This is a genomic window from Enterobacter cloacae complex sp. P24RS (assembly GCF_014982165.1).
Taxonomy (GTDB): Bacteria; Pseudomonadota; Gammaproteobacteria; order Enterobacterales; family Enterobacteriaceae; genus Enterobacter; species Enterobacter quasihormaechei.
Genome location: NZ_JADCKU010000014.1, coordinates 32,197 through 57,208 on the forward strand (window position 1 = coordinate 32,197; position 25,012 = coordinate 57,208).

General features: G+C 53.0%; 19 protein-coding genes, 1 tRNA gene and 1 other RNA gene. 15 read left to right on the plus strand and 6 right to left on the minus strand.

Features of this window, described 5'->3' with window-relative positions; translation table 11 throughout:
- The first annotated feature begins 247 nt into the window (after positions 1-247).
- The 4 genes from INF58_RS15280 to narI are packed head-to-tail and all read left to right on the plus strand — an operon-like array spanning position 248 to position 6,907.
- Entirely contained in the window at positions 248-3,991 is a 3,744-nt protein-coding gene (locus INF58_RS15280) for a nitrate reductase subunit alpha (protein WP_193037711.1), read from the plus strand.
- A complete protein-coding gene (narH, locus tag INF58_RS15285; protein WP_063452238.1) occupies positions 3,988-5,523 on the plus strand; it encodes a nitrate reductase subunit beta in 1,536 nt (511 codons plus the stop codon). The genes INF58_RS15280 and narH overlap by 4 nt, the downstream gene beginning before the upstream one ends.
- The gene (narJ, locus tag INF58_RS15290) at positions 5,520-6,230 is read left to right on the plus strand and encodes a nitrate reductase molybdenum cofactor assembly chaperone (protein WP_063866535.1); all 711 of its coding nucleotides are present in this window, start codon (positions 5,520-5,522) and stop codon (positions 6,228-6,230) included. Before narH ends, narJ begins: the two co-directional genes overlap by 4 nt.
- Entirely contained in the window at positions 6,230-6,907 is a 678-nt protein-coding gene (gene narI / locus INF58_RS15295) for a respiratory nitrate reductase subunit gamma (RefSeq protein ID WP_063452240.1), read from the plus strand. The genes narJ and narI overlap by 1 nt, the downstream gene beginning before the upstream one ends.
- A 188-nt stretch (positions 6,908-7,095) precedes the next feature.
- Here narI and INF58_RS15300 read toward each other — a convergent pair.
- The 4 genes from INF58_RS15300 to INF58_RS15315 form a co-directional block, all read right to left on the minus strand.
- Positions 7,096-7,226, minus strand: a non-coding RNA gene (locus tag INF58_RS15300) — RtT sRNA.
- A 46-nt stretch (positions 7,227-7,272) separates the two neighbouring features.
- Positions 7,273-7,357: transfer RNA gene (locus tag INF58_RS15305), tRNA-Tyr, on the minus strand.
- Positions 7,358-7,514: 157 nt separating this feature from the next.
- Positions 7,515-8,357 carry a formyltetrahydrofolate deformylase gene (purU, locus tag INF58_RS15310; protein WP_063452241.1) on the minus strand — a complete coding sequence of 281 codons (843 nt, stop codon included), beginning with the start codon at positions 8,355-8,357 and terminating at the stop codon, positions 7,515-7,517.
- Between the two features lie 41 nt (positions 8,358-8,398).
- Positions 8,399-8,863 carry a YchJ family protein gene (locus INF58_RS15315; protein ID WP_193528020.1) on the minus strand — a complete coding sequence of 155 codons (465 nt, stop codon included), beginning with the start codon at positions 8,861-8,863 and terminating at the stop codon, positions 8,399-8,401.
- 113 nt (positions 8,864-8,976) lie between these two features.
- Here INF58_RS15315 and rssA point away from each other — a divergent pair, with 113 nt between their 5' ends.
- The 3 genes from rssA (at position 8,977) to galU (ending at position 12,087) form a co-directional block, all read left to right on the plus strand.
- A complete protein-coding gene (gene rssA, locus INF58_RS15320; protein WP_193528021.1) occupies positions 8,977-9,879 on the plus strand; it encodes a patatin-like phospholipase RssA in 903 nt (300 codons plus the stop codon).
- A gap of 89 nt (positions 9,880-9,968) precedes the next feature.
- Positions 9,969-10,982: a two-component system response regulator RssB gene (gene rssB, locus INF58_RS15325; RefSeq protein ID WP_063866538.1), complete on the plus strand. Its 1,014-nt coding sequence runs from the start codon at positions 9,969-9,971 to the stop codon at positions 10,980-10,982.
- 199 nt (positions 10,983-11,181) lie between these two features.
- Positions 11,182-12,087 carry a UTP--glucose-1-phosphate uridylyltransferase GalU gene (gene galU / locus INF58_RS15330; protein ID WP_063452245.1) on the plus strand — a complete coding sequence of 302 codons (906 nt, stop codon included), beginning with the start codon at positions 11,182-11,184 and terminating at the stop codon, positions 12,085-12,087.
- A gap of 202 nt (positions 12,088-12,289) precedes the next feature.
- Here the strand turns inward: galU and hns are convergent, their stop codons facing one another.
- Positions 12,290-12,703 (minus strand): histone-like nucleoid-structuring protein H-NS, encoded by a 414-nt coding sequence (hns, locus tag INF58_RS15335; protein ID WP_003856724.1) that lies wholly within the window; start codon positions 12,701-12,703, stop codon positions 12,290-12,292.
- A gap of 550 nt (positions 12,704-13,253) precedes the next feature.
- Here hns and tdk point away from each other — a divergent pair.
- The gene (gene tdk / locus INF58_RS15340) at positions 13,254-13,868 is read left to right on the plus strand and encodes a thymidine kinase (RefSeq protein WP_063452325.1); all 615 of its coding nucleotides are present in this window, start codon (positions 13,254-13,256) and stop codon (positions 13,866-13,868) included.
- 70 nt (positions 13,869-13,938) lie between these two features.
- On the opposite strand, the gene adhE is transcribed toward tdk, so the two are convergent.
- Positions 13,939-16,620, minus strand: coding sequence for a bifunctional acetaldehyde-CoA/alcohol dehydrogenase (gene adhE / locus INF58_RS15345; protein ID WP_063452246.1), 2,682 nt, complete (start codon positions 16,618-16,620; stop codon positions 13,939-13,941).
- A 480-nt stretch (positions 16,621-17,100) separates the two neighbouring features.
- Here adhE and INF58_RS15350 point away from each other — a divergent pair, with 480 nt between their 5' ends.
- From INF58_RS15350 to INF58_RS15380, 7 genes are all read left to right on the plus strand, one after another.
- On the plus strand, positions 17,101-17,748 hold the full coding sequence (locus INF58_RS15350; protein WP_063452247.1) for a YchE family NAAT transporter: 648 nt from the start codon (positions 17,101-17,103) through the stop codon (positions 17,746-17,748).
- Between the two features lie 770 nt (positions 17,749-18,518).
- Positions 18,519-20,150, plus strand: coding sequence for an oligopeptide ABC transporter substrate-binding protein OppA (gene oppA / locus INF58_RS15355; RefSeq protein ID WP_063866541.1), 1,632 nt, complete (start codon positions 18,519-18,521; stop codon positions 20,148-20,150).
- 82 nt (positions 20,151-20,232) lie between these two features.
- Positions 20,233-21,153, plus strand: a complete 921-nt coding sequence (oppB, locus tag INF58_RS15360; RefSeq protein ID WP_063452249.1) for an oligopeptide ABC transporter permease OppB — start codon at positions 20,233-20,235, stop codon at positions 21,151-21,153.
- 12 nt (positions 21,154-21,165) lie between these two features.
- Positions 21,166-22,074, plus strand: coding sequence for an oligopeptide ABC transporter permease OppC (gene oppC / locus INF58_RS15365; RefSeq protein ID WP_003856740.1), 909 nt, complete (start codon positions 21,166-21,168; stop codon positions 22,072-22,074).
- Positions 22,075-22,085: 11 nt separating this feature from the next.
- On the plus strand, positions 22,086-23,099 hold the full coding sequence (locus INF58_RS15370) for an ABC transporter ATP-binding protein (RefSeq protein ID WP_193528022.1): 1,014 nt from the start codon (positions 22,086-22,088) through the stop codon (positions 23,097-23,099).
- Positions 23,096-24,100 carry a murein tripeptide/oligopeptide ABC transporter ATP-binding protein OppF gene (gene oppF, locus INF58_RS15375; RefSeq protein ID WP_003856743.1) on the plus strand — a complete coding sequence of 335 codons (1,005 nt, stop codon included), beginning with the start codon at positions 23,096-23,098 and terminating at the stop codon, positions 24,098-24,100. The genes INF58_RS15370 and oppF overlap by 4 nt, the downstream gene beginning before the upstream one ends.
- A 14-nt stretch (positions 24,101-24,114) precedes the next feature.
- The gene (locus INF58_RS15380) at positions 24,115-24,981 is read left to right on the plus strand and encodes an ion transporter (RefSeq protein WP_193528023.1); all 867 of its coding nucleotides are present in this window, start codon (positions 24,115-24,117) and stop codon (positions 24,979-24,981) included.
- The last annotated feature ends 31 nt before the right edge of the window (positions 24,982-25,012 follow it).

The window sequence follows — 25,012 nt, forward strand, 5'->3', positions numbered from 1 at the left end:
CCCTTAATACCTAAGATGTTAAATTTTGCTTCGTCTTTTGTACGATAAATAAAAAATACCCATATAAATCATGAATATAAAAAATATTCACAACTACCGCTTTGGTGGTATTTGATCTAATACCCCCCGTGACAGACCCCCTTCGCCTTGATCGTTATCAATTCTCACCATCTTTCATAGCGTTACCTTCGCTGCAAATCAGCAATGTCGATTTAGAGAGCCACAGGCTCCACACAGGAGATACCCGATGAGCAAATTTTTGGACCGGTTTCGCTACTTCAAACAGAAGGGTGAAACTTTTGCCGATGGGCACGGCCAGGTTCTGGATACCAACCGGGACTGGGAAGACGGTTACCGTCAACGCTGGCAGCATGACAAAGTTGTCCGTTCTACCCACGGCGTAAACTGCACTGGCTCATGTAGCTGGAAGATTTTCGTTAAAAACGGTCTGGTGACCTGGGAAATGCAGCAGACCGACTATCCGCGTACCCGTCCGGATATGCCGAACCATGAACCGCGCGGCTGCCCGCGTGGGGCCAGCTACTCCTGGTATCTCTATAGCGCCAACCGTCTGAAATATCCGCTGATGCGTAAACGCCTGATGAAAATGTGGCGTGAAGCGAAAGTGCAGCACAGCGATCCGGTTGATGCGTGGGCCTCTATTATTGAAGATGCCGACAAAGCGAAAAGCTTCAAGCAGGCGCGCGGTCGCGGTGGTTTTGTTCGTTCTTCCTGGAAAGAGGTGAACGAGCTGATTGCCGCCTCTAACGTCTACACCGTGAAAACCTACGGTCCTGACCGCGTGGCGGGCTTCTCGCCAATCCCGGCGATGTCGATGGTCTCTTACGCTTCCGGCGCGCGCTACCTGTCGCTTATCGGCGGGACCTGCCTGAGCTTCTACGACTGGTACTGTGACCTGCCGCCTGCCTCACCGCAGACCTGGGGTGAGCAGACCGACGTGCCGGAATCTGCTGACTGGTACAACTCCAGCTACATCATCGCCTGGGGCTCTAACGTGCCGCAGACCCGTACCCCGGATGCGCACTTCTTCACCGAAGTACGTTACAAAGGGACGAAAACCGTCGCGGTAACGCCGGACTACGCGGAAATCGCCAAGCTGTGCGACCTGTGGCTGGCACCGAAACAGGGTACCGATGCCGCAATGGCGCTGGCGATGGGCCACGTCATGCTGCGTGAGTTCCACCTCGACAAGCCAAGCCAGTACTTCACCGATTACGTCCGTCGCTACACCGACATGCCTATGCTGGTGATGCTCGAAGAGCGCGACGGCTACTACGCGGCGGGCCGTATGCTGCGTGCTGCGGATCTGGTGGACGCGCTGGGGCAGGAAAACAACCCAGAGTGGAAAACAGTCGCCTGCAACAGCAACGGCGAGCTGGTGGCACCTAACGGTTCTATCGGCTTCCGCTGGGGCGAGAAAGGCAAATGGAACCTGGAGCAGCGTAACGGCACCACCGGCGAAGAGACGGAACTGCGCCTCAGCATGCTGGGCAGCCAGGACGAGATCGCCGATGTCGGCTTCCCGTACTTTGGCGGTGAAGGTTCCGAGCACTTCAACAAGGTTGAGCTGCAAAACGTCCTGATGCACAAACTGCCGGTTAAGCGCCTGCAACTGGCGGACGGCTCTACCGCGCTGGTCACGACGGTCTACGACCTGACCATGGCGAACTACGGCCTGGAGCGCGGTCTGAACGACGAAAACTGCGCAACCAGCTACGACGACGTGAAGGCCTATACCCCGGCCTGGGCGGAGCAGATCACCGGCGTGCCGCGCGCGCAGATCACCCGTATCGCGCGTGAATTTGCGGAAAACGCCGACAAAACTCACGGTCGTTCGATGATCATCGTGGGTGCCGGTCTGAACCACTGGTATCACCTCGATATGAACTATCGCGGCCTGATCAACATGCTGATCTTCTGCGGCTGCGTCGGTCAGAGCGGCGGCGGCTGGGCGCACTACGTGGGCCAGGAAAAACTGCGTCCGCAGACCGGCTGGCAGCCGCTGGCGTTTGCCCTTGACTGGCAGCGTCCGGCACGTCACATGAACAGCACCTCCTACTTCTATAACCACTCCAGCCAGTGGCGCTACGAGACGGTTACCGCGCAGGAACTGCTGTCGCCGATGGCGGATAAATCCCGCTACAGCGGCCACCTGATTGATTTCAACGTGCGCGCTGAACGCATGGGCTGGCTGCCGTCGGCGCCGCAGCTGGGCACTAACCCGCTGCGCATTGCACAAGAGGCGAAGAAAGCGGGCATGTCCCCGGTGGATTACACCGTGAAATCGCTCAAGGAAGGCTCAATTCGTTTCGCGGCAGAACAGCCTGAGAACGGCAAAAACCATCCGCGCAACCTGTTCATCTGGCGCTCCAACCTGCTGGGCTCGTCCGGTAAAGGCCACGAGTACATGCTGAAATACCTGCTGGGCACCGAGAACGGTATTCAGGGTAAAGACCTCGGCAAGCAGGGCGGCGTGAAGCCAGAAGAAGTGGAATGGAAAGACAACGGTCTGGACGGCAAGCTGGATCTGGTGGTGACGCTGGACTTCCGTCTGTCCAGCACCTGCCTGTACTCCGATATCGTGCTGCCAACCGCCACCTGGTACGAAAAAGACGACATGAATACCTCGGATATGCATCCGTTTATTCATCCGCTGTCTGCCGCCGTTGACCCGGCGTGGGAATCGAAAAGCGACTGGGATATCTACAAAGACATCGCGAAGAAATTCTCCGAAGTCTGCGTAGGCCACCTGGGCAAAGAGACCGACGTGGTGACGCTGCCAATCCAGCACGACTCCGCTGCCGAACTGGCGCAGCCGCTTGACGTGAAGGACTGGAAAAAAGGCGAGTGCGACCTGATCCCGGGCGTGACCGCGCCGCACATCATTCCGGTTGAACGTGATTACCCGGCAACCTACGAGCGCTTTACCTCTATCGGCCCGCTGATGGAGAAAATCGGTAACGGCGGCAAAGGCATCGCCTGGAATACCCAGAGCGAAATGGACCTGCTGCGCAAGCTCAATTACACCAAAGCAGACGGCCCGGCCAAAGGCCAGCCAATGCTGAACACGGCAATTGATGCGGCGGAGATGATCCTGACCCTGGCACCGGAAACCAACGGCCACGTGGCGGTGAAAGCGTGGGCGGCCCTGAGTGAATTTACCGGTCGTGACCACACGCATCTGGCGAAGAATAAAGAGGAAGAGAAAATTCGCTTCCGCGATATTCAGGCCCAGCCGCGAAAAATTATCTCCAGCCCGACCTGGTCTGGTCTGGAAGATGAACATGTCTCCTATAACGCTGGCTATACCAACGTTCACGAGCTGATCCCATGGCGCACGCTTTCTGGTCGTCAGTCTCTGTATCAGGACCACCAGTGGATGCGCGACTTCGGTGAAAGCCTGCTAGTGTACCGTCCGCCAATCGACACCCGCTCTGTGAAAGCGGTAATGGGCGCGAAATCGAACGGTAACCCGGAGAAGGCGCTGAACTTCCTGACGCCGCACCAGAAGTGGGGTATCCACTCCACCTACAGCGACAACCTGCTGATGCTGACGCTGTCGCGCGGGGGGCCGATTGTCTGGATGAGCGAAGCGGACGCCAAAGATCTGGGTATCGAAGATAACGACTGGATCGAAGTGTTCAACAGTAACGGTGCCCTGACGGCACGAGCCGTGGTGAGCCAGCGCGTGCCGGCCGGGATGACCATGATGTATCACGCGCAGGAACGAATCGTTAACCTGCCGGGTTCAGAGATCACCGAGCAGCGCGGCGGTATTCACAACTCCGTGACCCGTATTACGCCGAAGCCGACCCATATGATCGGTGGTTATGCTCAGCTGGCCTACGGCTTTAACTACTACGGCACCGTAGGATCGAACCGCGATGAGTTCGTGGTGGTACGTAAGATGAAGAATATTAACTGGTTAGACGGCGAAGGTAATGACCAGGTACAGGAGAGCGTAAAATGAAAATTCGTTCACAAGTCGGCATGGTGCTGAATCTGGATAAATGCATCGGCTGTCATACCTGCTCGGTCACCTGTAAAAACGTCTGGACCAGCCGTGAAGGTATGGAGTACGCCTGGTTCAACAACGTGGAAAGCAAGCCGGGCACTGGCTTTCCGACCGACTGGGAAAACCAGGAGAAGTGGAAGGGCGGCTGGATCCGTAAAATCAACGGCAAACTGCAACCGCGCATGGGTAACCGTGCGATGCTGCTCGGTAAAATCTTCGCTAACCCGCATCTGCCGGGCATCGACGATTACTACGAGCCGTTTGATTACGACTATCAGAACCTGCACAACGCGCCGGAAAGCAAACACCAGCCGATCGCCCGTCCTCGCTCGCTGATCACCGGTAAGCGCATGGACAAAATTACCAGCGGTCCAAACTGGGAAGAAATTCTGGGCGGCGAGTTCGAAAAACGCGCGAAGGACCAGAACTTCGAGAACATGCAGAAGGCGATGTACGGCCAGTTCGAAAACACCTTCATGATGTATCTGCCGCGCCTGTGCGAACACTGCCTGAACCCGGCGTGCGTCGCGACCTGCCCGAGCGGCGCCATCTACAAGCGTGAAGAAGACGGCATCGTGCTGATCGACCAGGACAAGTGCCGCGGCTGGCGTATGTGCATCACCGGCTGCCCGTACAAAAAAATCTACTTCAACTGGAAGAGCGGTAAGTCAGAGAAGTGCATCTTCTGCTATCCGCGCATCGAAGCCGGTATGCCGACCGTCTGCTCCGAGAGCTGCGTAGGCCGTATCCGCTACCTCGGCGTGCTGCTGTACGACGCGGACGCGATTGAAAATGCCGCAAGCACCGAGAACGAAAAAGACCTCTATCAGCGTCAGCTGGACGTCTTCCTCGATCCGAACGATCCGAAGGTGATTGAGCAGGCGCTGAAAGACGGCGTTCCGCAGAGCGTGATTGACGCCGCGCAGCAGTCTCCGGTGTACAAAATGGCGATGGACTGGAAGTTGGCCCTGCCGCTGCACCCGGAATACCGCACGCTGCCGATGGTCTGGTACGTGCCGCCTCTGTCGCCAATTCAGTCTGCGGCGGACGCGGGTGAGCTGGGCAGCAACGGTATTCTGCCGGACGTGGAAAGCCTGCGTATCCCGGTTCAGTACCTGGCCAACCTGCTGACCGCCGGAGATACCCAGCCGGTGCTGCTGGCGCTGAAACGTATGCTGGCAATGCGTCACTTCAAACGTGCGGAAACCGTTGACGGCGTTAACGATACCCGCGCGCTGGAAGAGGTCGGCCTGACCGAAGCGCAGGCGCAGGAGATGTACCGCTATCTGGCAATCGCTAACTACGAAGATCGTTTCGTGGTGCCAAGCAGCCACCGCGAGCTGGCTCGCGAGGCCTTCCCGGAGAAAAGCGGGTGTGGCTTTACCTTTGGCGACGGTTGCCACGGGTCAGACAGTAAATTCAACCTGTTCAACAGCCGCCGCATTGACGCGATGGATGTGACCAGCAAAACGGAGCCGCACCAATGATTGAACTCGTCATTGTTTCGCGTCTGCTCGAGTACCCTGATGCTGCGCTTGCGCAGCATCAACAGGAACTCTTTGATGCACTCGCGTCGTCTGAAAACCTGGATAAAGAGGATGCCCAGAAGCTGGGCGTTTTCCTCCGCGACCTGCTGGCGCGCGATCTTCTCGACGCGCAGGCGGACTACAGCCAGCTGTTTGACCGTGGTCGTGCGACGTCTCTGCTGCTGTTTGAACACGTTCACGGTGAATCCCGCGACCGTGGTCAGGCGATGGTGGATCTGATGGCCCAGTACGAACAGCACGGCCTGCAACTCGACAGCCGCGAGCTGCCGGATCACCTGCCGCTGTACCTGGAGTATCTGGCGCAGCTGCCGAAAGAAGAGGCCCTTGGGGGGTTGCAGGACATCGCTCCCATTCTGGCGCTGCTCGGCGCACGTCTACAGCAGCGTGAGAGCCGCTATGCCGTACTGTTCGATCTGCTGGTGAAGCTGGCGAACGCCTCGGTCGACAGCGAAAAAGTGGCGGAAAAAATCGCGGATGAAGCTCGCGACGATACCCCGCAAGCGCTGGACGCCGTCTGGGAAGAAGAGCAGGTGAAATTCTTTGCTGACCAGAACTGTGGCGAGTCTGAAATCTCTGCGCATCAGCGTCGTTTTGCCGGAGCGGTGGCTCCGCAATATTTGAATATCTCTAACGGAGGACAGCACTAATGCACTTCCTGAATATGTTCTTCTTTGACATTTACCCGTATATCGCGGGCACCGTGTTCCTGGTGGGAAGCTGGCTGCGTTATGACTATGGCCAGTACACCTGGCGTGCTGCCTCCAGCCAGATGCTGGATCGTAAGGGGATGAACCTGGCGTCAAACCTGTTCCACATCGGGATTTTGGGGATTTTCGCCGGTCACTTCCTGGGGATGCTGACGCCGCACTGGATGTACGAAGCGTGGCTGCCGATTGAAGTGAAGCAGAAGATGGCGATGATCGCCGGCGGTGCCTGCGGCGTGATGACCCTGGTGGGTGGTCTGCTGCTGCTGAAACGTCGTCTGTTCAGCCCACGCGTGCGGGCTACCACCACAGGCGCGGACATCTTGATCCTCTCCCTGCTGATGGTGCAATGCGCGCTGGGTCTGCTGACTATTCCATTCTCTGCGCAGCATATGGATGGCAGTGAAATGATGAAGCTGGTGGGGTGGGCGCAGTCCGTCGTGACCTTCCACGGCGGTGCATCTGAGCATCTGGACGGCGTGGCGTTTATCTTCCGCGTTCACCTGGTGCTGGGTATGACGCTGTTTGTGCTGTTCCCGTTCTCCCGTCTGGTGCATATCTGGAGCGCACCGGTGGAGTACCTGACGCGCAAATATCAGGTAGTTCGTGCGCGTCGCTGATTCCGTTGTTTTGAAAGAACCCCGCTTTTGCGGGGTTTTTTTTGGCCTGGTGCCTGGGTTTAGCGCGGATGTCGCGGTCGGATGCCGGGTGGCGGCTGCGCCTTACCCGGCCTACAAAGGCTGTCGTATGCCCGGTGGCGCTTCGCTTACCATTTTTGTAGCCCCGGTAAGCGAAGCGCCACCGGGGAAAACAGGCAGGGAAGGATTACTCGGCGCGTTGCGCCTCGCCCTTCGGGTCGTTGCCTGCGGCAACGCTTTCTCGCTACGCTCGAATCGAACCTTGGTCGAAGCTTCTCATCCTTCCCCGCACTGGAGAAACATGGCGCATTGTGCTTTTGGAGAGTGCTGAAGGATCTGGAAAGTGATGGTGGTGGGGGAAGGATTCGAACCTTCGAAGTCGATGACGGCAGATTTACAGTCTGCTCCCTTTGGCCGCTCGGGAACCCCACCACGGGGTAATGCTTTTTACTGGCCTGCTTCCTGTTGGAAGCGGGGCGCATCATATCAAATGAGACGCCCCTGTAAAGCATTCCTTTAGGTAAATAACGCTGTTTGCCTGCTTTTTATCCGTAAAGGCGCAAAGCTAATCAATTCATTTTACAAAGGATTAAAGAATAATCGTTCTGTTGCCGTACACGAAAACGCGCTGGGCAAGAACCTGATACAGCGCACGGCTCAGCACGTTCTTCTCAACGTCACGGCCCGCTCGCATCATATCTTCTGCCGTGTAGGTGTGATCCACGTGAATCACGTCCTGCATGATGATTGGACCTTCGTCCAGATTATCATTCACGTAGTGGGCGGTCGCACCAATGATCTTCACCCCACGCTCGTAAGCCTGGTGATATGGACGCGCGCCAATGAAGGCTGGCAGGAACGAATGGTGAATGTTAATGATTTTGTTTGGGAAGCGTGCCACGAAGGACGGCGTCAGGACGCGCATGTATTTTGCCAGCACAACGTAGTCCGGGTTATGCGCCTCGATGGCCTGCGCCATGAGGTTATCGTGTTCTTCACGGGTATGGCCTTCATGGCTGACCAACTCGAACGGAATGTCGAAGCGCTCAACCAGAGTACGCAGCGTTTCATGGTTGCCGATGACGGCAGCAATTTCGACGTCCAGGCCACCGTAGTTGGCTTTCATCAGCAGATCGCCCAGGCAGTGCGCCTCTTTGGTGACCAGAATCACGATGCGGCGACGACCCGCCGGGTTCAGTTCGCGCACCGAGCCTTCCGGCAGGGCGCTGTCCAGATCGGCAAGCAGGGTGGTGTCGTTGAAAATGCCTTCCAGCTCGGTACGCATAAAGAAGCGACCGGTACGGTGGTCAACGAACTCGTTGTTCTGCACGATATTCAGTTCATGTTTGTAGCAAATGTTAGTGATTCGTGCGATCAGCCCTTTTTGATCGGGACAGATGGTGCGCAGAACTTTACGTTGTAGTGATTGCATCGCCGGGAAATCCTGTTTATGTATTTGCGAAGTCTGAGTTGTCAGGCATTACTGCCGCAACACTTTTTAAATTTTTTTCCTGAACCACAGGGGCAGGGATCGTTACGACCGAACTGCGGACGTGTGCCGTCAATATAATACCATTGCCCGCTATCCTTTAAGAACCGGGAGCGTTCAATGATGGCGCCAGGTCTGTTTTGTTCGCTAAAGCGGGCGACAAAACTGACATAGCCTTCGTTGGCATCGCGGCCGGGAGCGGCATCAAAGACGGTGAGGCCCAGCCAGACGGTGTTGGCAAATCCGGCTTCAATCTCTTGCCGAAAATCGGGCGCATGGCAGGACGGATGCCAGGTTTTAATCAGGTAGTCTGCGTTTTTGATCACAAAAGCAGTATACCGTGAGCGCATAAGGTGTGACGGGTCTGGTGCAACCTGCTCGCCAGAAAGATATCGCTGGCAACATAGGCTATACTCCAGAGCGCTACCACAGGGGCAGAGTTGAGACACAATTCTTTTCCTGGAACAAAAAATAAGGCGTTAAACGCTTAAGGTAGCAATATGTTAACTGAGCAGTTACGTTGACGCTATGTCGGGAATCCAGGGGAAGTAAAACAGGGCTAATGAGAAAGGTAAAAATTGGACTGGCGTTGGGCTCAGGTGCCGCCCGGGGCTGGTCACATATTGGCGTTATTAATGCTTTAAAGCAGATGGGAATTGACGTTGATGTTGTTGCAGGGTGTTCGATAGGGTCGCTGGTCGGATCCGCGTACGCCTGCGGTAAGCTTCCGGAGCTTGAAAGCTGGGTGCGCTCCTTCAGTTACTGGGATGTGCTGCGCCTGATGGATCTCTCCTGGCAGCGTGGTGGCCTGCTGCGCGGCGAACGCGTGTTCAATCAGTTTCGTAAGATAATGCCTCTCGCTGACTTCAGTCACTGCCAAATGCCTTTTGGTGCCGTTGCAACCAACCTCAGTACGGGCAGGGAGTTATGGCTCACCGAAGGGGATATCCATCTCGCCGTACGTGCCTCCTGTAGTATACCTGGGTTAATGGCGCCTGTGCCTCATAACGGCTACTGGCTCGTTGACGGTGGCGTAGTGAATCCTGTCCCCATCTCACTGACGCGGGCCATGGGCGCGGATATCGTCATCGCCGTGGATTTACAACACGATGCTCACCTTATGCAGCAGGATTTGATGTCGGTTAATCTTCACAGCAATGATGCCGAAGAAGAGAAACTTGCCTGGCATGCGCGTTTACGCGGCAGAATAGGGCGCCTGACTGCGCGTCGTGCAGTGACCGCACCGAACGCCGTTGAAATCATGACGACTTCGATACAAATTCTCGAGAATCGCCTGAAGCGAAACCGTATGGCGGGCGATCCTCCGGATATTCTTATTCAACCCTATTGTCCGCAAGTCTCTACACTTGATTTCCACCGGGCTGAGGCCGCCATAGCAGCGGGCTCGTTAGCCGTCGAAAAGAAAATAGATGAACTGTTGCCTTTTGTGCGTACAGCACGTTAAGCACTTTTTTGATTACTTCAGCAAAATCTGACAGGCGATAGTACTAATAGCATGCCACTATTGAGTAACTGTCAGCCAGGGGAGGAACCATGACACAGCCATTGGCCGGAAAACACATTTTGATAGTTGAAGACGAGCCCGTTTTCCGATCGCTACTGGATTCGTGGTTATCCTCGCTGGGTGCAACCACGTCCCTTGCCGAAGATGGCGTCGAGGCGCTGGAAAAGATGGCCAGCATTGCACCTGACCTGATGATCTGCGATCTCGAGATGCCGCGGATGAACGGCTTAATGCTGGTAGAAAAGCTGCGTAATGAAGGTTACCAGACACCGATACTCGTGATTTCGGCCACCGAAAATATGGCCGACATTGCCAGGGCATTGCGTTTGGGGGTGCAGGATATCCTGCTCAAACCGGTCAAAGATTTAAACCGACTACGTGAAACGGTATTGGCCTGCCTGTATCCCAATATGTTTAATTCCCGCGTTGAAGAAGAGGAGCGTCTATTTCAGGACTGGGATGCCTTAGTCAGTAATCCGCTCGCGGCGGCAAAGCTGCTTCAGGAACTCCAGCCGCCGGTGCAGCAAAATATTTCTCATTGCAGAGTAAATTATCGCCAGCTGGTAGCGGCTGACCAGCCTGGACTGGTGCTGGATATTGCGCCGTTATCGGATGCCGACCTCGCCTTTTATTGCCTGGATGTTACCCGAGCGGGAGATAACGGCGTTTTGGCGGCCTTATTACTGCGAGCGCTCTTTAATGGATTGCTACAGGAACAATTATCCCATCAGGGGCAACGGCTTCCTGAGTTAGGCAGTTTGCTAAAACAGGTGAACCAACTTTTTCGCCAGGCCAATTTACCGGGGCAGTTCCCGCTTCTGGTTGGCTATTATCACAGCGGGTTGAATAACCTTATTCTGGTGTCTGCGGGTTTAAATGCCACACTGAATACTGGAGAACACCATATTCAGGTGAGTAACGGCGTGCCGTTGGGCACGCTGGGTAATACTTACCTTAATCAAATTAGCCACCGCTGCACCTCATGGCAGTGCCAAATTTGGGGGGCAGGAGGGCGGTTACGCTTAATGTTGTCCACAGAGTAAGCAGTCAGATTTTATTTTTCAGATTGCTTTACCTGTGTTTTTGCTGGCGGTGCTACTATCGCGGCAAGTTTCATGCGTATTTGTCTTAATTGATCGGCAACGCGTTCTTTTCAGACCCGTATTAGTGGCTGAGACTGTATACTCAACGCGTTATTCAATGCATAAAAGTTCAAAACTTGAACAGTTCAGGAGAATTTCAATGGCTGCCCTAAATTCGAAAGTCAGAAAGGCCGTTATCCCGGTGGCGGGATTGGGTACCAGGATGTTGCCAGCAACGAAGGCAATCCCAAAAGAGATGCTGCCTCTGGTTGATAAGCCATTAATCCAGTATGTCGTGAATGAATGTATTGCAGCAGGCATCACCGAAATTGTGCTGGTTACGCATTCATCTAAAAACTCTATCGAAAACCATTTTGATACCAGTTTCGAACTCGAAGCGATGCTGGAAAAACGCGTCAAGCGCCAGCTGCTGGAGGAAGTGCAGTCTATTTGCCCTCCGCACGTTACCATTATGCAGGTTCGTCAGGGCCTGGCGAAAGGTCTGGGGCACGCAGTACTGTGTGCACACCCGGTAGTGGGTGATGAGCCGGTCGCGGTTATTCTGCCGGACGTGATTCTTGATGAGTACGAGTCCGATCTTTCCCAGGAAAACCTGGCAGAGATGATTAAACGCTTTGATGAAACCGGCAGCAGCCAGATTATGGTTGAGCCAGTTGACGACGTAACCGCTTACGGTGTGGTTGACTGCAAAGGCGTTGCTCTGAAGCCTGGCGAAAGCGTACCGATGGTTGGCGTTGTTGAAAAACCTAAAGCTGACGTCGCGCCGTCTAACCTTGCTGTCGTGGGTCGTTACGTGCTGAGTGCTGAAATCTGGGCGCTGCTGGCGAAAACGCCTCCAGGTGCGGGCGATGAGATCCAACTGACGGATGCTATCGATATGCTGATCGAGAAAGAAACCGTAGAAGCCTACCATATGAAAGGTAAGAGCCATGACTGCGGGAATAAACTCGGTTATATGCAGGCCTTCGTAGAATATGGTATTCGCCATAACAGCCTGGGTGAAGAATTTAAAGCCTGGCTCAAAGGCAGCATGGGTATTAAGTAATAAACCCACAGGCTGCTGAACAAGACCGGTGTGGCGATGCCCACCGGTTTTTTTTATGCCTGTCGCCTGGTAATTGTCGGCGGATTGTCAAGGACGTTAAATAGTGAATCTCGCAATATGACAGAATGTAAGGAGATGTTCGGGCGAATATTACGGGCATAAAAAATCCCGCACCAGGCGGGATTTTCAGAATCTTTCCAGATTAATCCTTGATCAGGAAGTCATCCAGTTGTTTACCTTGTTCGTCCATTGCTTTCTTGATTACAGCAGGAGTACGACCCTGGCCAGTCCAGGTTTTCTCTTCGCCGTTCTCATCAATGTAGCTATATTTAGCTGGACGTGCTGCACGTTTTGCTTTGGTGCCGGTTTTAGCCGCAGCCATGCTGTTCAGCAATTCGTTTGGATCGATACCATCGGCAATCAGCATTTCGCGATACTGTTGCAGTTTACGTGTACGTTCTTCGATTTCAGCCGCAGCTGCGCTTTCTTCTTCACGACGTTCGTTAACGACAACTTCTAATTTTTCGAGCATTTCTTCAAGCGTCTCAAGGGTACATTCTCTTGCCTGCGCACGAAGAGTACGGATGTTGTTCAGAATTTTAAGTGCTTCGCTCATTGTAGTAATCTCAAACTTATAATGGGGGTGGGTTTGTTGTCCTAATAATAGAGCGTTAATTTCACTTGTGCAATAGGTGGGAATGTAAGGAATTCAAAAAATACAAAATAAACGACGCTATTATTAATTACGCTAACTTAAATTTCATTGTTTGCTCGGTCTGTGAGATATCGTTTCAAACGGCAAAAGCTTGTCATTTGCATGTTTGTTTTGTGACTTTTACCTCAGGAATTATAGTTGCGGTTGATAAATATCAGCCTTTTGTATTACCCCCGCTAAGCGTAGCGAGGGCCGGAATAGTTAATAAATAGTGAATTTTAATGAACGGAGAAGCCACTATAAAAAGAAGTGTTATCTCTGGACTGGTGCTCACCTTATTGTCCGTGCTTAATGCCTTTACTACCTGTTTTAACGCATTATTTTGCGCTATCCACAAAGGGTTTATTGGTGAAGAAGAGCCTTGCGCGCGCAGCCCACGGCTGATAACGGTACAAAATATGGTACAATGATTCATCGGGAATATTACACATTGATTAGGGTTCTTTGGCCAATGGCACAACTTTATTTCTACTATTCGGCAATGAATGCAGGGAAATCGACGGCGTTACTTCAATCCTCATACAATTATCAAGAGCGGGGGATGCGTACCGTTGTTTATACCGCCGAAATCGACGATCGCTTTGGAGCGGGGAAGGTAAGCTCAAGAATAGGCCTCTCGTCGCCTGCAAGGCTGTTTAACCCTGAAACGGACCTGCTGGAGGACATTCGTGCTGAGCACGCCTCTAAGCCTGTCCATTGCGTCCTGGTAGACGAAAGCCAGTTCCTGACCCGTGAGCAGGTCCATGCGCTTTCTGAGGTCGTGGATGAGCTGGATATTCCCGTTCTTTGCTATGGTTTACGCACCGATTTTCGCGGTGAGCTGTTTGCCGGCAGCCAATATTTACTTGCCTGGTCGGATAAACTGGTGGAGCTAAAAACGATCTGCTTTTGTGGCCGTAAGGCAAGCATGGTTCTTCGCCTTGACCAGTCCGGTAAACCTTATGCTGATGGCGAGCAGGTGGTGATAGGGGGCAATGAACGCTATGTCTCGGTCTGCCGCAAGCATTATAAAGAGGCGCTGGTTGTAGGCTCGCTGACGGCGTTACAGGGCGACAGTCGAAAGTAACAGGAATTTTTTACTCTTTTTAAGATATAAAAAAACCCGCCATCGGCGGGTTTTTTTGTCACACTGTCAATTAAGCGTTTTTCTTCGCTTTCTTGTCAGCCTTTACCACTGCGGGGATGTCAGCTTTCACAGCAGCGACATCGCTTTCAGTGAAGTTACGACCGTAATAAGTATCCAGCAGGATCTGTTTCAGTTCGGAAATCAGTGGGTAGCGTGGGTTAGCACCGGTACACTGGTCATCGAATGCATCTTCAGACAGCTTATCTACGTGAGCGAGGAAGTCAGCTTCCTGAACGCCCGCTTCGCGGATAGATTTAGGAATACCCAGTTCAGCCTTCAGGCTTTCCAGCCATGCCAGCAGTTTCTCGATCTTCGCGGCAGTACGGTCGCCCGGTGCGCTCAGACCCAGGTGGTCTGCGATTTCAGCGTAGCGACGACGAGCCTGTGGACGGTCGTACTGGCTGAATGCAGTCTGCTTGGTTGGGTTGTCGTTGGCGTTATAGCGGATAACGTTGCTGATCAACAGGGCGTTCGCCAGACCGTGAGGAATGTGGAACTGTGAACCCAGCTTGTGCGCCATGGAGTGACACACGCCCAGGAAGGCGTTAGCAAACGCGATGCCCGCGATGGTTGCAGCACTGTGTACACGTTCACGGGCAACAGGGTTTTTTGAACCTTCGTTGTAAGAGGCTGGCAGGTTTTCTTTCAGCAGTTTCAGCGCCTGCAAGGCCTGACCGTCAGAGAACTCGGAAGCCAGTACAGAAACGTAAGCTTCCAGAGCGTGAGTCACCGCATCCAGACCACCGAACGCACACAGTGATTTCGGCATATCCATCACCAGGTTGGCGTCAACGATAGCCATATCTGGCGTCAGCGCGTAGTCGGCCAGCGGGTATTTCTGACCCGTTGCGTCATCCGTCACAACCGCAAATGGCGTGACTTCTGAACCGGTACCGGAAGTGGTGGTGACGGCGATCATTTTCGCTTTCACGCCCATTTTCGGGAATTTGTAGATACGCTTACGGATATCCATAAAGCGCAGCGCCAGTTCTTCGAAGTGAGTTTCCGGATGCTCGTACATGACCCACATGATTTTCGCGGCGTCCATTGGGGAACCGCCACCCAGTGCGATGATCACATCGGGTTTGAAGGAGTTTGCCAGTTCAGCACCTTTACGAACAACGCTCAGGGTTGGGTCAGCTTCAACTTCAAAGAAGACTTCAGTTTCGACGCCAGACGCTTTCAGAACAGAGGTGATCTGGTCTGCATAGCCATTGTTGAACAGGAAACGGTCAGTCACGATGAGCGCACGCTTGTGGCCATCAGTAATCACTTCATCCAGCGCGATTGGCAGAGAGCCACGACGGAAGTAGATAGATTTCGGAAGTTTGTGCCACAACATGTTTTCAGCTCGCTTAGCAACGGTTTTCTTGTTGATCAGGTGTTTTGGACCAACGTTTTCAGAGATGGAGTTACCACCCCAGGAACCACAACCCAGAGTCAGGGAAGGTGCGAGTTTGAAGTTGTACAGGTCACCAATACCACCCTGAGAAGCAGGGGTGTTAATCAGGATACGTGCCGTTTTCATCTTCTGACCGAAGTGTGCAACACGCTCAGGCTGGTTATCCTGGTCGGTGTACAGGCAAGAGGTGTGACCGATACCGCCCATGGCAACCAGTTTCTCTGCTTTTTCTACCGCGTCATCGAAATCTTTCGCACGGTACATGGCCAGCGTCGGAGACAGTTTTTCGTGAGCAAACGGCTCGCTTTCATCAACGACGTTAACTTCACCAATCAGGATCTTGGTGGAAGCAGGAACGCTAAAGCCCGCGAGTTCGGCAATTTTATAGGCTGGCTGACCCACGATAGCGGCGTTCAGCGCGCCATTTTTCAGAATCACGTCCTGAACGGCTTTCAGCTCTTTACCCTGCAACAGGTAGCCGCCGTGGCTGGCGAAACGTTCACGAACGGCGTCGTATACAGAATCAACAACGACAACGGACTGTTCAGATGCACAGATAACGCCGTTATCGAAGGTTTTAGACATCAGCACAGACGCGACGGCGCGTTTGATGTCAGCGGTTTCGTCAATAACAACTGGGGTGTTACCTGCGCCTACGCCGATAGCCGGTTTACCGGAGCTGTAAGCGGCTTTAACCATGCCAGGACCACCGGTCGCCAGGATCAGGTTAATGTCCGGGTGATGCATCAGGGCGTTGGACAGCTCGACAGAAGGTTGGTCGATCCAGCCGATCAGATCTTTTGGTGCGCCCGCCGCGATAGCCGCCTGGAGCACGATGTCTGCTGCTTTGTTAGTGGCGTCTTTCGCACGTGGATGCGGGGAGAAAATGATTGCGTTACGTGTCTTCAGGCTGATAAGAGATTTGAAGATGGCGGTAGAGGTTGGGTTAGTGGTTGGAACGATACCGCAAATGATGCCGATCGGTTCTGCTATGGTGATGGTGCCGAAAGTATCGTCTTCTGACAGCACGCCGCAGGTTTTCTCATCTTTATAGGCGTTGTAGATATACTCTGAAGCAAAGTGGTTTTTAATCACTTTATCTTCAACGATACCCATGCCGGATTCGGCAACGGCCATTTTAGCGAGAGGGATTCGAGCATCAGCAGCAGCCAGAGCGGCCGCGCGGAAGATTTTATCAACCTGTTCTTGGGTGAAATTGGCATATTCACGCTGGGCTTTTTTAACGCGCTCGACGAGGGCGTTCAGTTCAGCGATATTGGTAACAGCCATAATGCTCTCCTGATAATGTTTAAACTCTTTTAGTAAACCAGCGCTCGATACGTCTGACAGTATAGTCAGTGCCGATCCCACTTGCGTAACACACAGTAAAACAAAGGATTACGCACTGCTTATGCTCACTAATTTACTAAAAGAGCCTTACCTTAGCATCATACCTTTTTGATAGGTGATCTCCCTGGCGGCGTAACCAAGATTACTCACTTCTGAGTACGAAAATTATGATCAGGATCAATTTTGTCCTAAGCTGATACCTTTCAGCAGGGTTATTTCGTGCTAATTTTTCCAGTGTTAAATAATTAAGTAACTATTGGAAGTGGCGCTATCATTGATTATACAAACGTTTAACATCATGAATTGATAACGTTTTAGAACACATTTCTGGTGAAGTGTGCGGCTAAAAAGCGTATCTTCAGCGCGGATTTATCATGACACGCTGTTTCTCCCTGGCCATGCTCAATTGCGGAGCTTAATGTGATTCAAACGCTCTTTGATTTCCCTACATATTTTAAGTTTTTTATCGGTTTGTTTGCGCTGGTCAACCCGGTAGGGATCATCCCTGTCTTCATTAGTATGACCAGCTATCAAACGGCCGCTGCAAGAAACAAAACCAACCTGACGGCAAACCTGTCGGTGGCTATCATCTTGCTGACCTCTCTTTATCTGGGGGACGCCATCCTTCAGGTCTTCGGCATCTCGATTGATTCGTTCCGAATAGCGGGTGGGATCCTTGTGGTGACGATTGCCATGTCGATGATCAGCGGCAAGCTGGGGGAGGATAAACAGAACAAGCAGGAGAAATCAGAGACCGCAATCCGCGAAAGCATCGGCGTTGTGCCGTTGGCATTGCCGCTGATGGCAGGCCCGGGGGCAATCAGTTCAACCATCGTCTGGGGAACGCGCTATCACAGCCTGATGCATCTGATCGGCTTTTCTGTCGCCATTGCGCTGTTCGCGCTGTGCTGTTGGGGCGTTTTTCGCATGGCGCCATGGCTGGTTCGCTTGCTGGGACAAACGGGCATCAACGTGATCACCCGTATCATGGGCCTGCTGTTAATGGCATTGGGCATCGAATTTATCGTTACCGGTATAAAAAGCATATTCCCAGGATTATTACATTGACTTTCATTTGAAAGAGCGGAGCCGACGGCTCCGTTTTTTTTACGTGATTATCAGCAAATCATATAAATAAAGTTGAATTACGGTCCAGCCATAATAAGTTCTACTAATAACGCTCTCTTGTTGTTTTTCAAGAGGTTGTTTATTTTCAGCTTCCCCCTCTGCGTATAAATCCTTCGAACCCTCTGTTATTTTACTCACATGATACTCTGGGGCTTGCTGACAGATAACCGAAATGATATTAGTAATTTCGAGGCTGACCCAGACGAATGTGCTAAATAATAACCAATTGTTAAATTTTCGTGAAAAATCGTTCAGATTGGTCATGGCATTACGCTCTCAGCGATGCAATCTTGTAATCCTTTGATTTTAAGTGTGTTTATTTTGTATTGGTGGGGTTGAAGATTTATGGCTTAGATGAGCCATCCACCGTAAAAGAGAAATACTTAACAAATTTGCAAAATGTATTGGCGAGAGTTGGCACCATTTGGTACTTTCCGGCCTTATATTTCGCAGCATTAATCAAGTTGATGAGAACTATTTTCATATAGGCCTCACGAAAGATATCCAATGCATCTCTCTGACAGGGGAGAGGTGTAAAGAATCGACGCAAGATCGCCGTACGAGCGGTCAGTAATAATGAAGTCGGTGATAGCAAGAAGTAAAAAAAGAACCTGACAGTAGCAAAAAAAACTCCTGCGCTGTACAGGCCCCGACAGGGGATTACACAACTGGCGAAGGCCAGTCATTATAATGAGTGGAGTATCAACACAATGTCCATCATCACAAAAAAAAGTCTGGTAGCGGCGGGGATTTTAACTGCGCTAATCGCGGGGAACGCTGCAATGGCTGCGGACGTTCCTGCCGGTGTTCAGCTGGCTGAGAAGCAAACGCTGGTGCGTAATAACGGTGCGGAAGTGCAGTCTCTCGATCCGCACAAAATTGAAGGTGTTCCAGAGTCTAACGTTAACCGCGATCTGTTTGAAGGTCTGCTGGTGACGGACGTAGACGGCCATCCGGCGCCGGGCGTGGCGGAAAAATGGGACAATAAAGATTTTAAAGTCTGGACCTTCCATCTGCGTAAAGATGCCAAATGGTCCGACGGTACGCCGGTTACCGCCGAAGATTTCGTTTACAGCTGGCAGCGTCTGGCGGATCCGAATACCGCCTCCCCGTATGCGAGTTACCTTCAGTACGGTCATATTGCCAATATTGATGACATCATCACGGGCAAGAAGCCTGTTACCGATCTGGGCGTAAAAGCCATTGATGCCAACACCTTTGAAGTGACGTTGAGCGAGCCTGTTCCGTACTTCTATAAGCTGCTGGTTCACCCGTCTGTTTCCCCGGTACCAAAATCCGCTGTAGAAAAATTTGGTGAAAAATGGACGCAGCCTGCGAATATCGTGACCAACGGTGCGTACAAGCTGAAAAGCTGGGTCGTTAACGAACGTATGGTACTGGAGCGCAACCCGCAGTATTGGGATAACGCGAAGACCGTCATCAATCAGGTCACCTACCTGCCAATTTCTTCAGAAGTGACCGACGTCAACCGCTACCGCAGCGGTGAAATCGACATGACCTATAACAACATGCCGATTGAACTGTTCCAGAAGTTGAAAAAAGAGATCCCGAAAGAAGTGCACGTCGATCCTTATCTGTGCACCTACTACTACGAAATTAACAACCAGAAAGCACCGTTCACCGACGTGCGCGTGCGTACCGCGCTGAAGCTGGCTCTGGATCGCGATATTATCGTTAATAAAGTGAAGAATCAGGGCGACCTGCCAGCTTACAGCTACACCCCGCCTTATACTGACGGTATGAAACTGGTTGAGCCTGAGTGGTTCAAATGGTCCCAGGAAAAACGTAACGAAGAAGCGAAAAAACTGCTGGCTGAAGCCGGGTACACCGCTGATAAGCCGCTGACGTTTAACCTGCTGTACAACACCTCGGATCTGCATAAAAAACTGGCTATCGCCGTGGCGTCAATCTGGAAGAAAAACCTGGGCGTGAACGTTAAGCTGGAAAACCAGGAATGGAAAACCTTCCTGGATACGCGCCACCAGGGAACGTTTGACGTGGCGCGCGCCGGCTGGTGTGCGGACTATAACGAACCGACCTCCTTCCTGAACACCATGCTCAGCGACAGCTCAAACAACACGGCACACTATAAGAGCCCGGCGTTTGATAAGCTGATTGGCGACACCCTGAAAGTGGCAGATGACGCCCAGCGCGCCGATCTGTACGCGAAATCAGAACAACAGCTCGATAAAGACTCTGCGATCGTGCCGGTTTACTACTACGTCAACGCCCGCCTGGTGAAACCGTGGGTAGGGGGTTATACCGGTAAAGACCCGTTGGATAATATTTCCGTTAAGAATCTTTATATTATCAAGCATTAATGGCAATACGTGGGGCGAGCGAGCTTGCCCCACTGTGTCTACTTTGTAACATTCATCAGGCACACGCCAGAAGGTACGGGCAATGTTGAAATTTATCCTGCGTCGCTGTCTTGAAGCGATTCCAACGTTATTTATTCTAATTACAATTTCCTTCTTCATGATGCGCCTTGCGCCGGGCAGTCCATTCACCGGTGAACGTACGCTGCCGCCAGAAGTCATGGCCAACATCGAAGCGAAATACCATTTAAACGATCCCATTACCACGCAGTACTTCAATTATCTGAAGCAACTTGCACACGGTGATTTTGGACCGTCATTCAAATATAAAGACTATTCCGTTAACGACCTGGTGGCGTCCAGCTTCCCGGTATCGGCTAAATTAGGGGCTGCTGCATTTATCCTGGCCGTTGTTCTCGGGGTCACTGCGGGCGTTATCGCCGCGCTAAAACAAAATACTCGATGGGATTATACCGTCATGGGGGTCGCAATGACCGGGGTGGTTATTCCCAGCTTCGTTGTCGCGCCGTTGCTGGTCATGATATTCGCCATCACCCTGAAATGGCTGCCCGGAGGCGGCTGGAACGGCGGAGCCCTGAAGTTCATGATACTGCCGATGGTGGCATTATCTCTGGCGTACATTGCCAGCATCGCCCGTATTACCCGCGGCTCAATGATTGAAGTTCTGCACTCGAACTTCATCCGTACCGCCCGTGCGAAAGGGCTGCCGATGCGCCGGATTATTTTCCGTCATGCGCTCAAGCCTGCACTGTTACCGGTGCTCTCCTACATGGGGCCTGCTTTCGTCGGCATTATCACCGGTTCAATGGTAATCGAAACCATTTATGGCCTGCCGGGCATCGGACAGCTGTTTGTTAACGGGGCGCTTAACCGTGACTACTCGCTGGTGCTGAGCCTTACGATCCTCGTGGGCGCGCTGACCATTCTGTTTAATGCCGTTGTCGATGTGCTGTATGCCGTTATCGACCCGAAAATCCGTTACTAACTGGAGCACGCCATGATGTTGAGTAAGAAAAACAGCGAGGCGCTGGAAAACTTCAGTGAAAAGCTGGAGGTTGAAGGTCGTAGCCTTTGGCAGGACGCCCGCCGTCGTTTTATGCATAACCGCGCCGCCGTTGCCAGCCTGGTCGTGCTGGTGCTTATCGCGCTGTTCGTCACCCTGGCGCCAATGCTGTCGCAGTTCACCTATTTCGATACGGACTGGGGCATGATGTCCAGCGCGCCGGATATGGAGTCCGGGCACTATTTTGGTACCGATTCATCCGGCCGTGACCTGCTGGTGCGCGTGGCGATCGGTGGCCGCATTTCCCTGATGGTCGGCATTGCGGCGGCGCTGGTGGCGGTAATCGTCGGCACGCTATACGGTTCGCTTTCCGGTTACCTTGGTGGGAAAGTGGACTCCGTAATGATGCGTCTGCTTGAAATCCTGAACTCCTTCCCGTTCATGTTCTTCGTTATTTTGCTGGTGACCTTCTTTGGTCAAAATATCCTGTTGATCTTCGTGGCCATCGGGATGGTCTCCTGGCTGGACATGGCGCGTATTGTGCGCGGCCAGACGCTGAGCCTTAAACGTAAGGAGTTTATCGAAGCGGCACAGGTTGGTGGGGTTTCTACCGCCAATATCGTGGTGCGTCATATCGTTCCTAACGTGCTGGGCGTGGTCGTGGTGTACGCCTCCCTGCTGGTGCCAAGTATGATTCTGTTTGAATCCTTCCTGAGCTTCCTGGGATTAGGTACGCAAGAGCCGCTGAGCAGCTGGGGCGCGCTGTTAAGCGATGGCGCAAACTCCATGGAAGTATCACCGTGGCTACTGCTGTATCCGGCGGGCTTCCTGGTGGTTACTCTGTTCTGTTTCAACTTTATCGGCGATGGCCTGCGTGATGCCCTCGACCCGAAAGACCGTTAAGGAGCGCCGTCATGACCATTATTGAAACGGCAACCGCGCCACAGGCGCAACAGCGGTCCAGTGCACTGCTGGACGTAAAAGACCTCCGTGTGACGTTTAAAACCCCCGACGGCGATGTGACTGCCGTTAACGATCTCAACTTCGACCTGCGTGCCGGTGAAACGCTGGGCATTGTGGGCGAATCCGGGTCCGGTAAATCCCAGACCGCATTTGCGCTGATGGGCCTGCTGGCGTCAAACGGTGCGATCGGCGGTTCAGCGAAGTTCAACGGGAAAGATATCCTGAATTTGCCGGAGCATGAGCTGAACAAGCTGCGCGCCGAGCAAATCTCAATGATTTTCCAGGATCCGATGACCTCCCTGAACCCCTATATGCGTGTGGGCGAGCAGCTGATGGAAGTGCTGATGCTCCACAAGGGCCTGGGCAAAGCCGAAGCGTTTGAAGAGTCTGTCAAAATGCTGGATGCGGTGAAAATGCCTGAAGCACGCAAGCGCATGCGCATGTACCCGCACGAATTCTCCGGCGGGATGCGTCAGCGCGTCATGATCGCGATGGCGTTGCTTTGTCGGCCAAAACTGCTGATCGCCGATGAACCGACCACCGCCCTGGACGTGACCGTACAGGCGCAGATCATGACGCTCCTGAACGAGCTTAAGCGTGAGTTCAACACCGCGATAATCATGATCACCCACGATTTGGGCGTCGTTGCCGGGATCTGCGACAAAGTGTTAGTCATGTATGCAGGCCGCACGATGGAATACGGTAATGCACGCGATGTCTTCTACCAGCCCGCCCATCCATACTCTATTGGCCTGCTGAATGCCGTACCGCGCCTTGATGCGGAAGGGGAGTCCCTGCTGACCATCCCGGGCAACCCGCCAAACCTGCTGCGTCTGCCGAAAGGTTGTCCGTTCCAGCCGCGTTGTCCGCACGCGATGGAAATTTGTAACAGCGCACCGCCGCTGGAAGCGTTTGCCCCAGGCCGTCTGCGCGCCTGCTTTAAGCCGCAGGAGGAGCTGGTATGAACGCAATCGACGAAAAAAGAAATGTGCTGCTCGAAATCGCTGACCTGAAGGTCCATTTCGATATCAAAGACGGCAAACAGTGGTTCTGGCAGCCTGCCAAAACCCTGAAAGCGGTGGATGGCGTTACGCTGCGCCTGTACGAAGGGGAAACTCTGGGCGTGGTGGGCGAATCCGGCTGCGGCAAATCGACGTTTGCGCGTGCGATCATCGGCCTGGTAAAAGCCACCGACGGCAAAGTGGCCTGGCTGGGCAAAGATCTGCTGGGGATGAAGCCGGATGAGTGGCGCGACGTGCGCAGCGATATCCAGATGATTTTCCAGGATCCGCTGGCGTCCCTGAACCCGCGCATGACCATCGGTGAAATCATTGCCGAGCCGCTGCGCACCTATCATCCGAAGATGCCGCGTCAGGAAGTGCGCGACCGCGTGAAAGCGATGATGCTCAAGGTGGGTCTGTTGCCTAACCTCATCAACCGCTATCCACACGAGTTTTCCGGCGGTCAGTGTCAGCGTATCGGCATCGCACGTGCGTTGATCCTTGAGCCGAAACTGATTATCTGTGATGAGCCGGTTTCGGCGCTGGACGTTTCCATTCAGGCTCAGGTTGTTAACCTGCTCCAGAAACTGCAACGGGAAATGGGGCTATCGCTGATCTTCATCGCCCACGATCTGGCGGTGGTAAAACATATTTCAGACCGTGTGCTGGTAATGTATCTGGGGCACGCCGTGGAGCTGGGCACCTATGATGAGGTGTACCACAATCCGCTGCATCCTTACACCAAAGCGCTGATGTCTGCGGTTCCCGTTCCGGATCCCGATCTGGAAAAGAATAAAACCATTCAGCTTCTGGAAGGTGAACTGCCTTCGCCAATCAATCCGCCTTCAGGCTGCGTATTCCGTACGCGGTGCCCCATCGCCGGGCCGGAATGTGCAAAAACGCGTCCGGTTCTGGAAGGCAGTTTCCGACATGCGGTTTCCTGCCTGAAAGTAGACCCGTTATAATCGCAAGGGCTGACATGATGTCAGCCCTTATTTTCGAGGTTAATGTGTCGCGATTACTCACGTCGGCCCGTCAGCGGCTGTATCATTTCTTATTTGATCCTCAAACGGTTTCCGGTCGCCGCTTCGAAGGACTGTGCGGTTTATTTGCGCTGATTAGCGTCATTATTATCTTTATCGAATCCGGCGCCGGCACGCAGTACCACATGACGTATGATGAGTGGCACGTTTTTGTCTGGCTGGAATTAATCGTCACGCTGGTGTTTACCGCAGAATATGTGCTCAGGGTCATTAGCTGGCCAAATCCGGCAAAATATGTTTTTAGCTTTTGGGGTTTTATTGATTTAGCCACCATTCTGCCGCTGTACGTTATGTGGCTGTGGCCGGAAATAAGCCTGAACTATGTGTTTGCCTGGCGCGCAATGCGGGCGATTCGCGTGTTGCGCATACTGAAGCTGCTGCGCTTTATGCCGTCGCTGCGGGTGTTTTGGGTCGCGATTGTTAGCGCCCGCCACCAGCTTATTCTCTTCTATTCGTTTATTGCCATCGTGATGATCGTTTTTGGCTCTCTGATGTATTTAATTGAAGGGCCGAAGTACGGGTTTACCACGCTTAATGCTTCCGTTTACTGGGCCATCGTCACGGTAACGACCGTGGGCTACGGGGATATCACGCCGCATACGCCGCTCGGAAGAATCGTGGCATCCGTTCTGATCCTGATCGGCTATTCGGTGATAGCGATCCCGACGGGGCTAATTACCACCCACATGAGCAGCGCGTTTCAGGGCAGCAAACGGCAGCGTAAATGCACGCGGTGTCAGCAGGGGAATCATGAACCCGGCGCGCGGTTTTGTCACCGCTGTGGAAATGCCTTACCGGATTAATTAAAAAAGGCTGCGATGGCAGCCTTTTTTT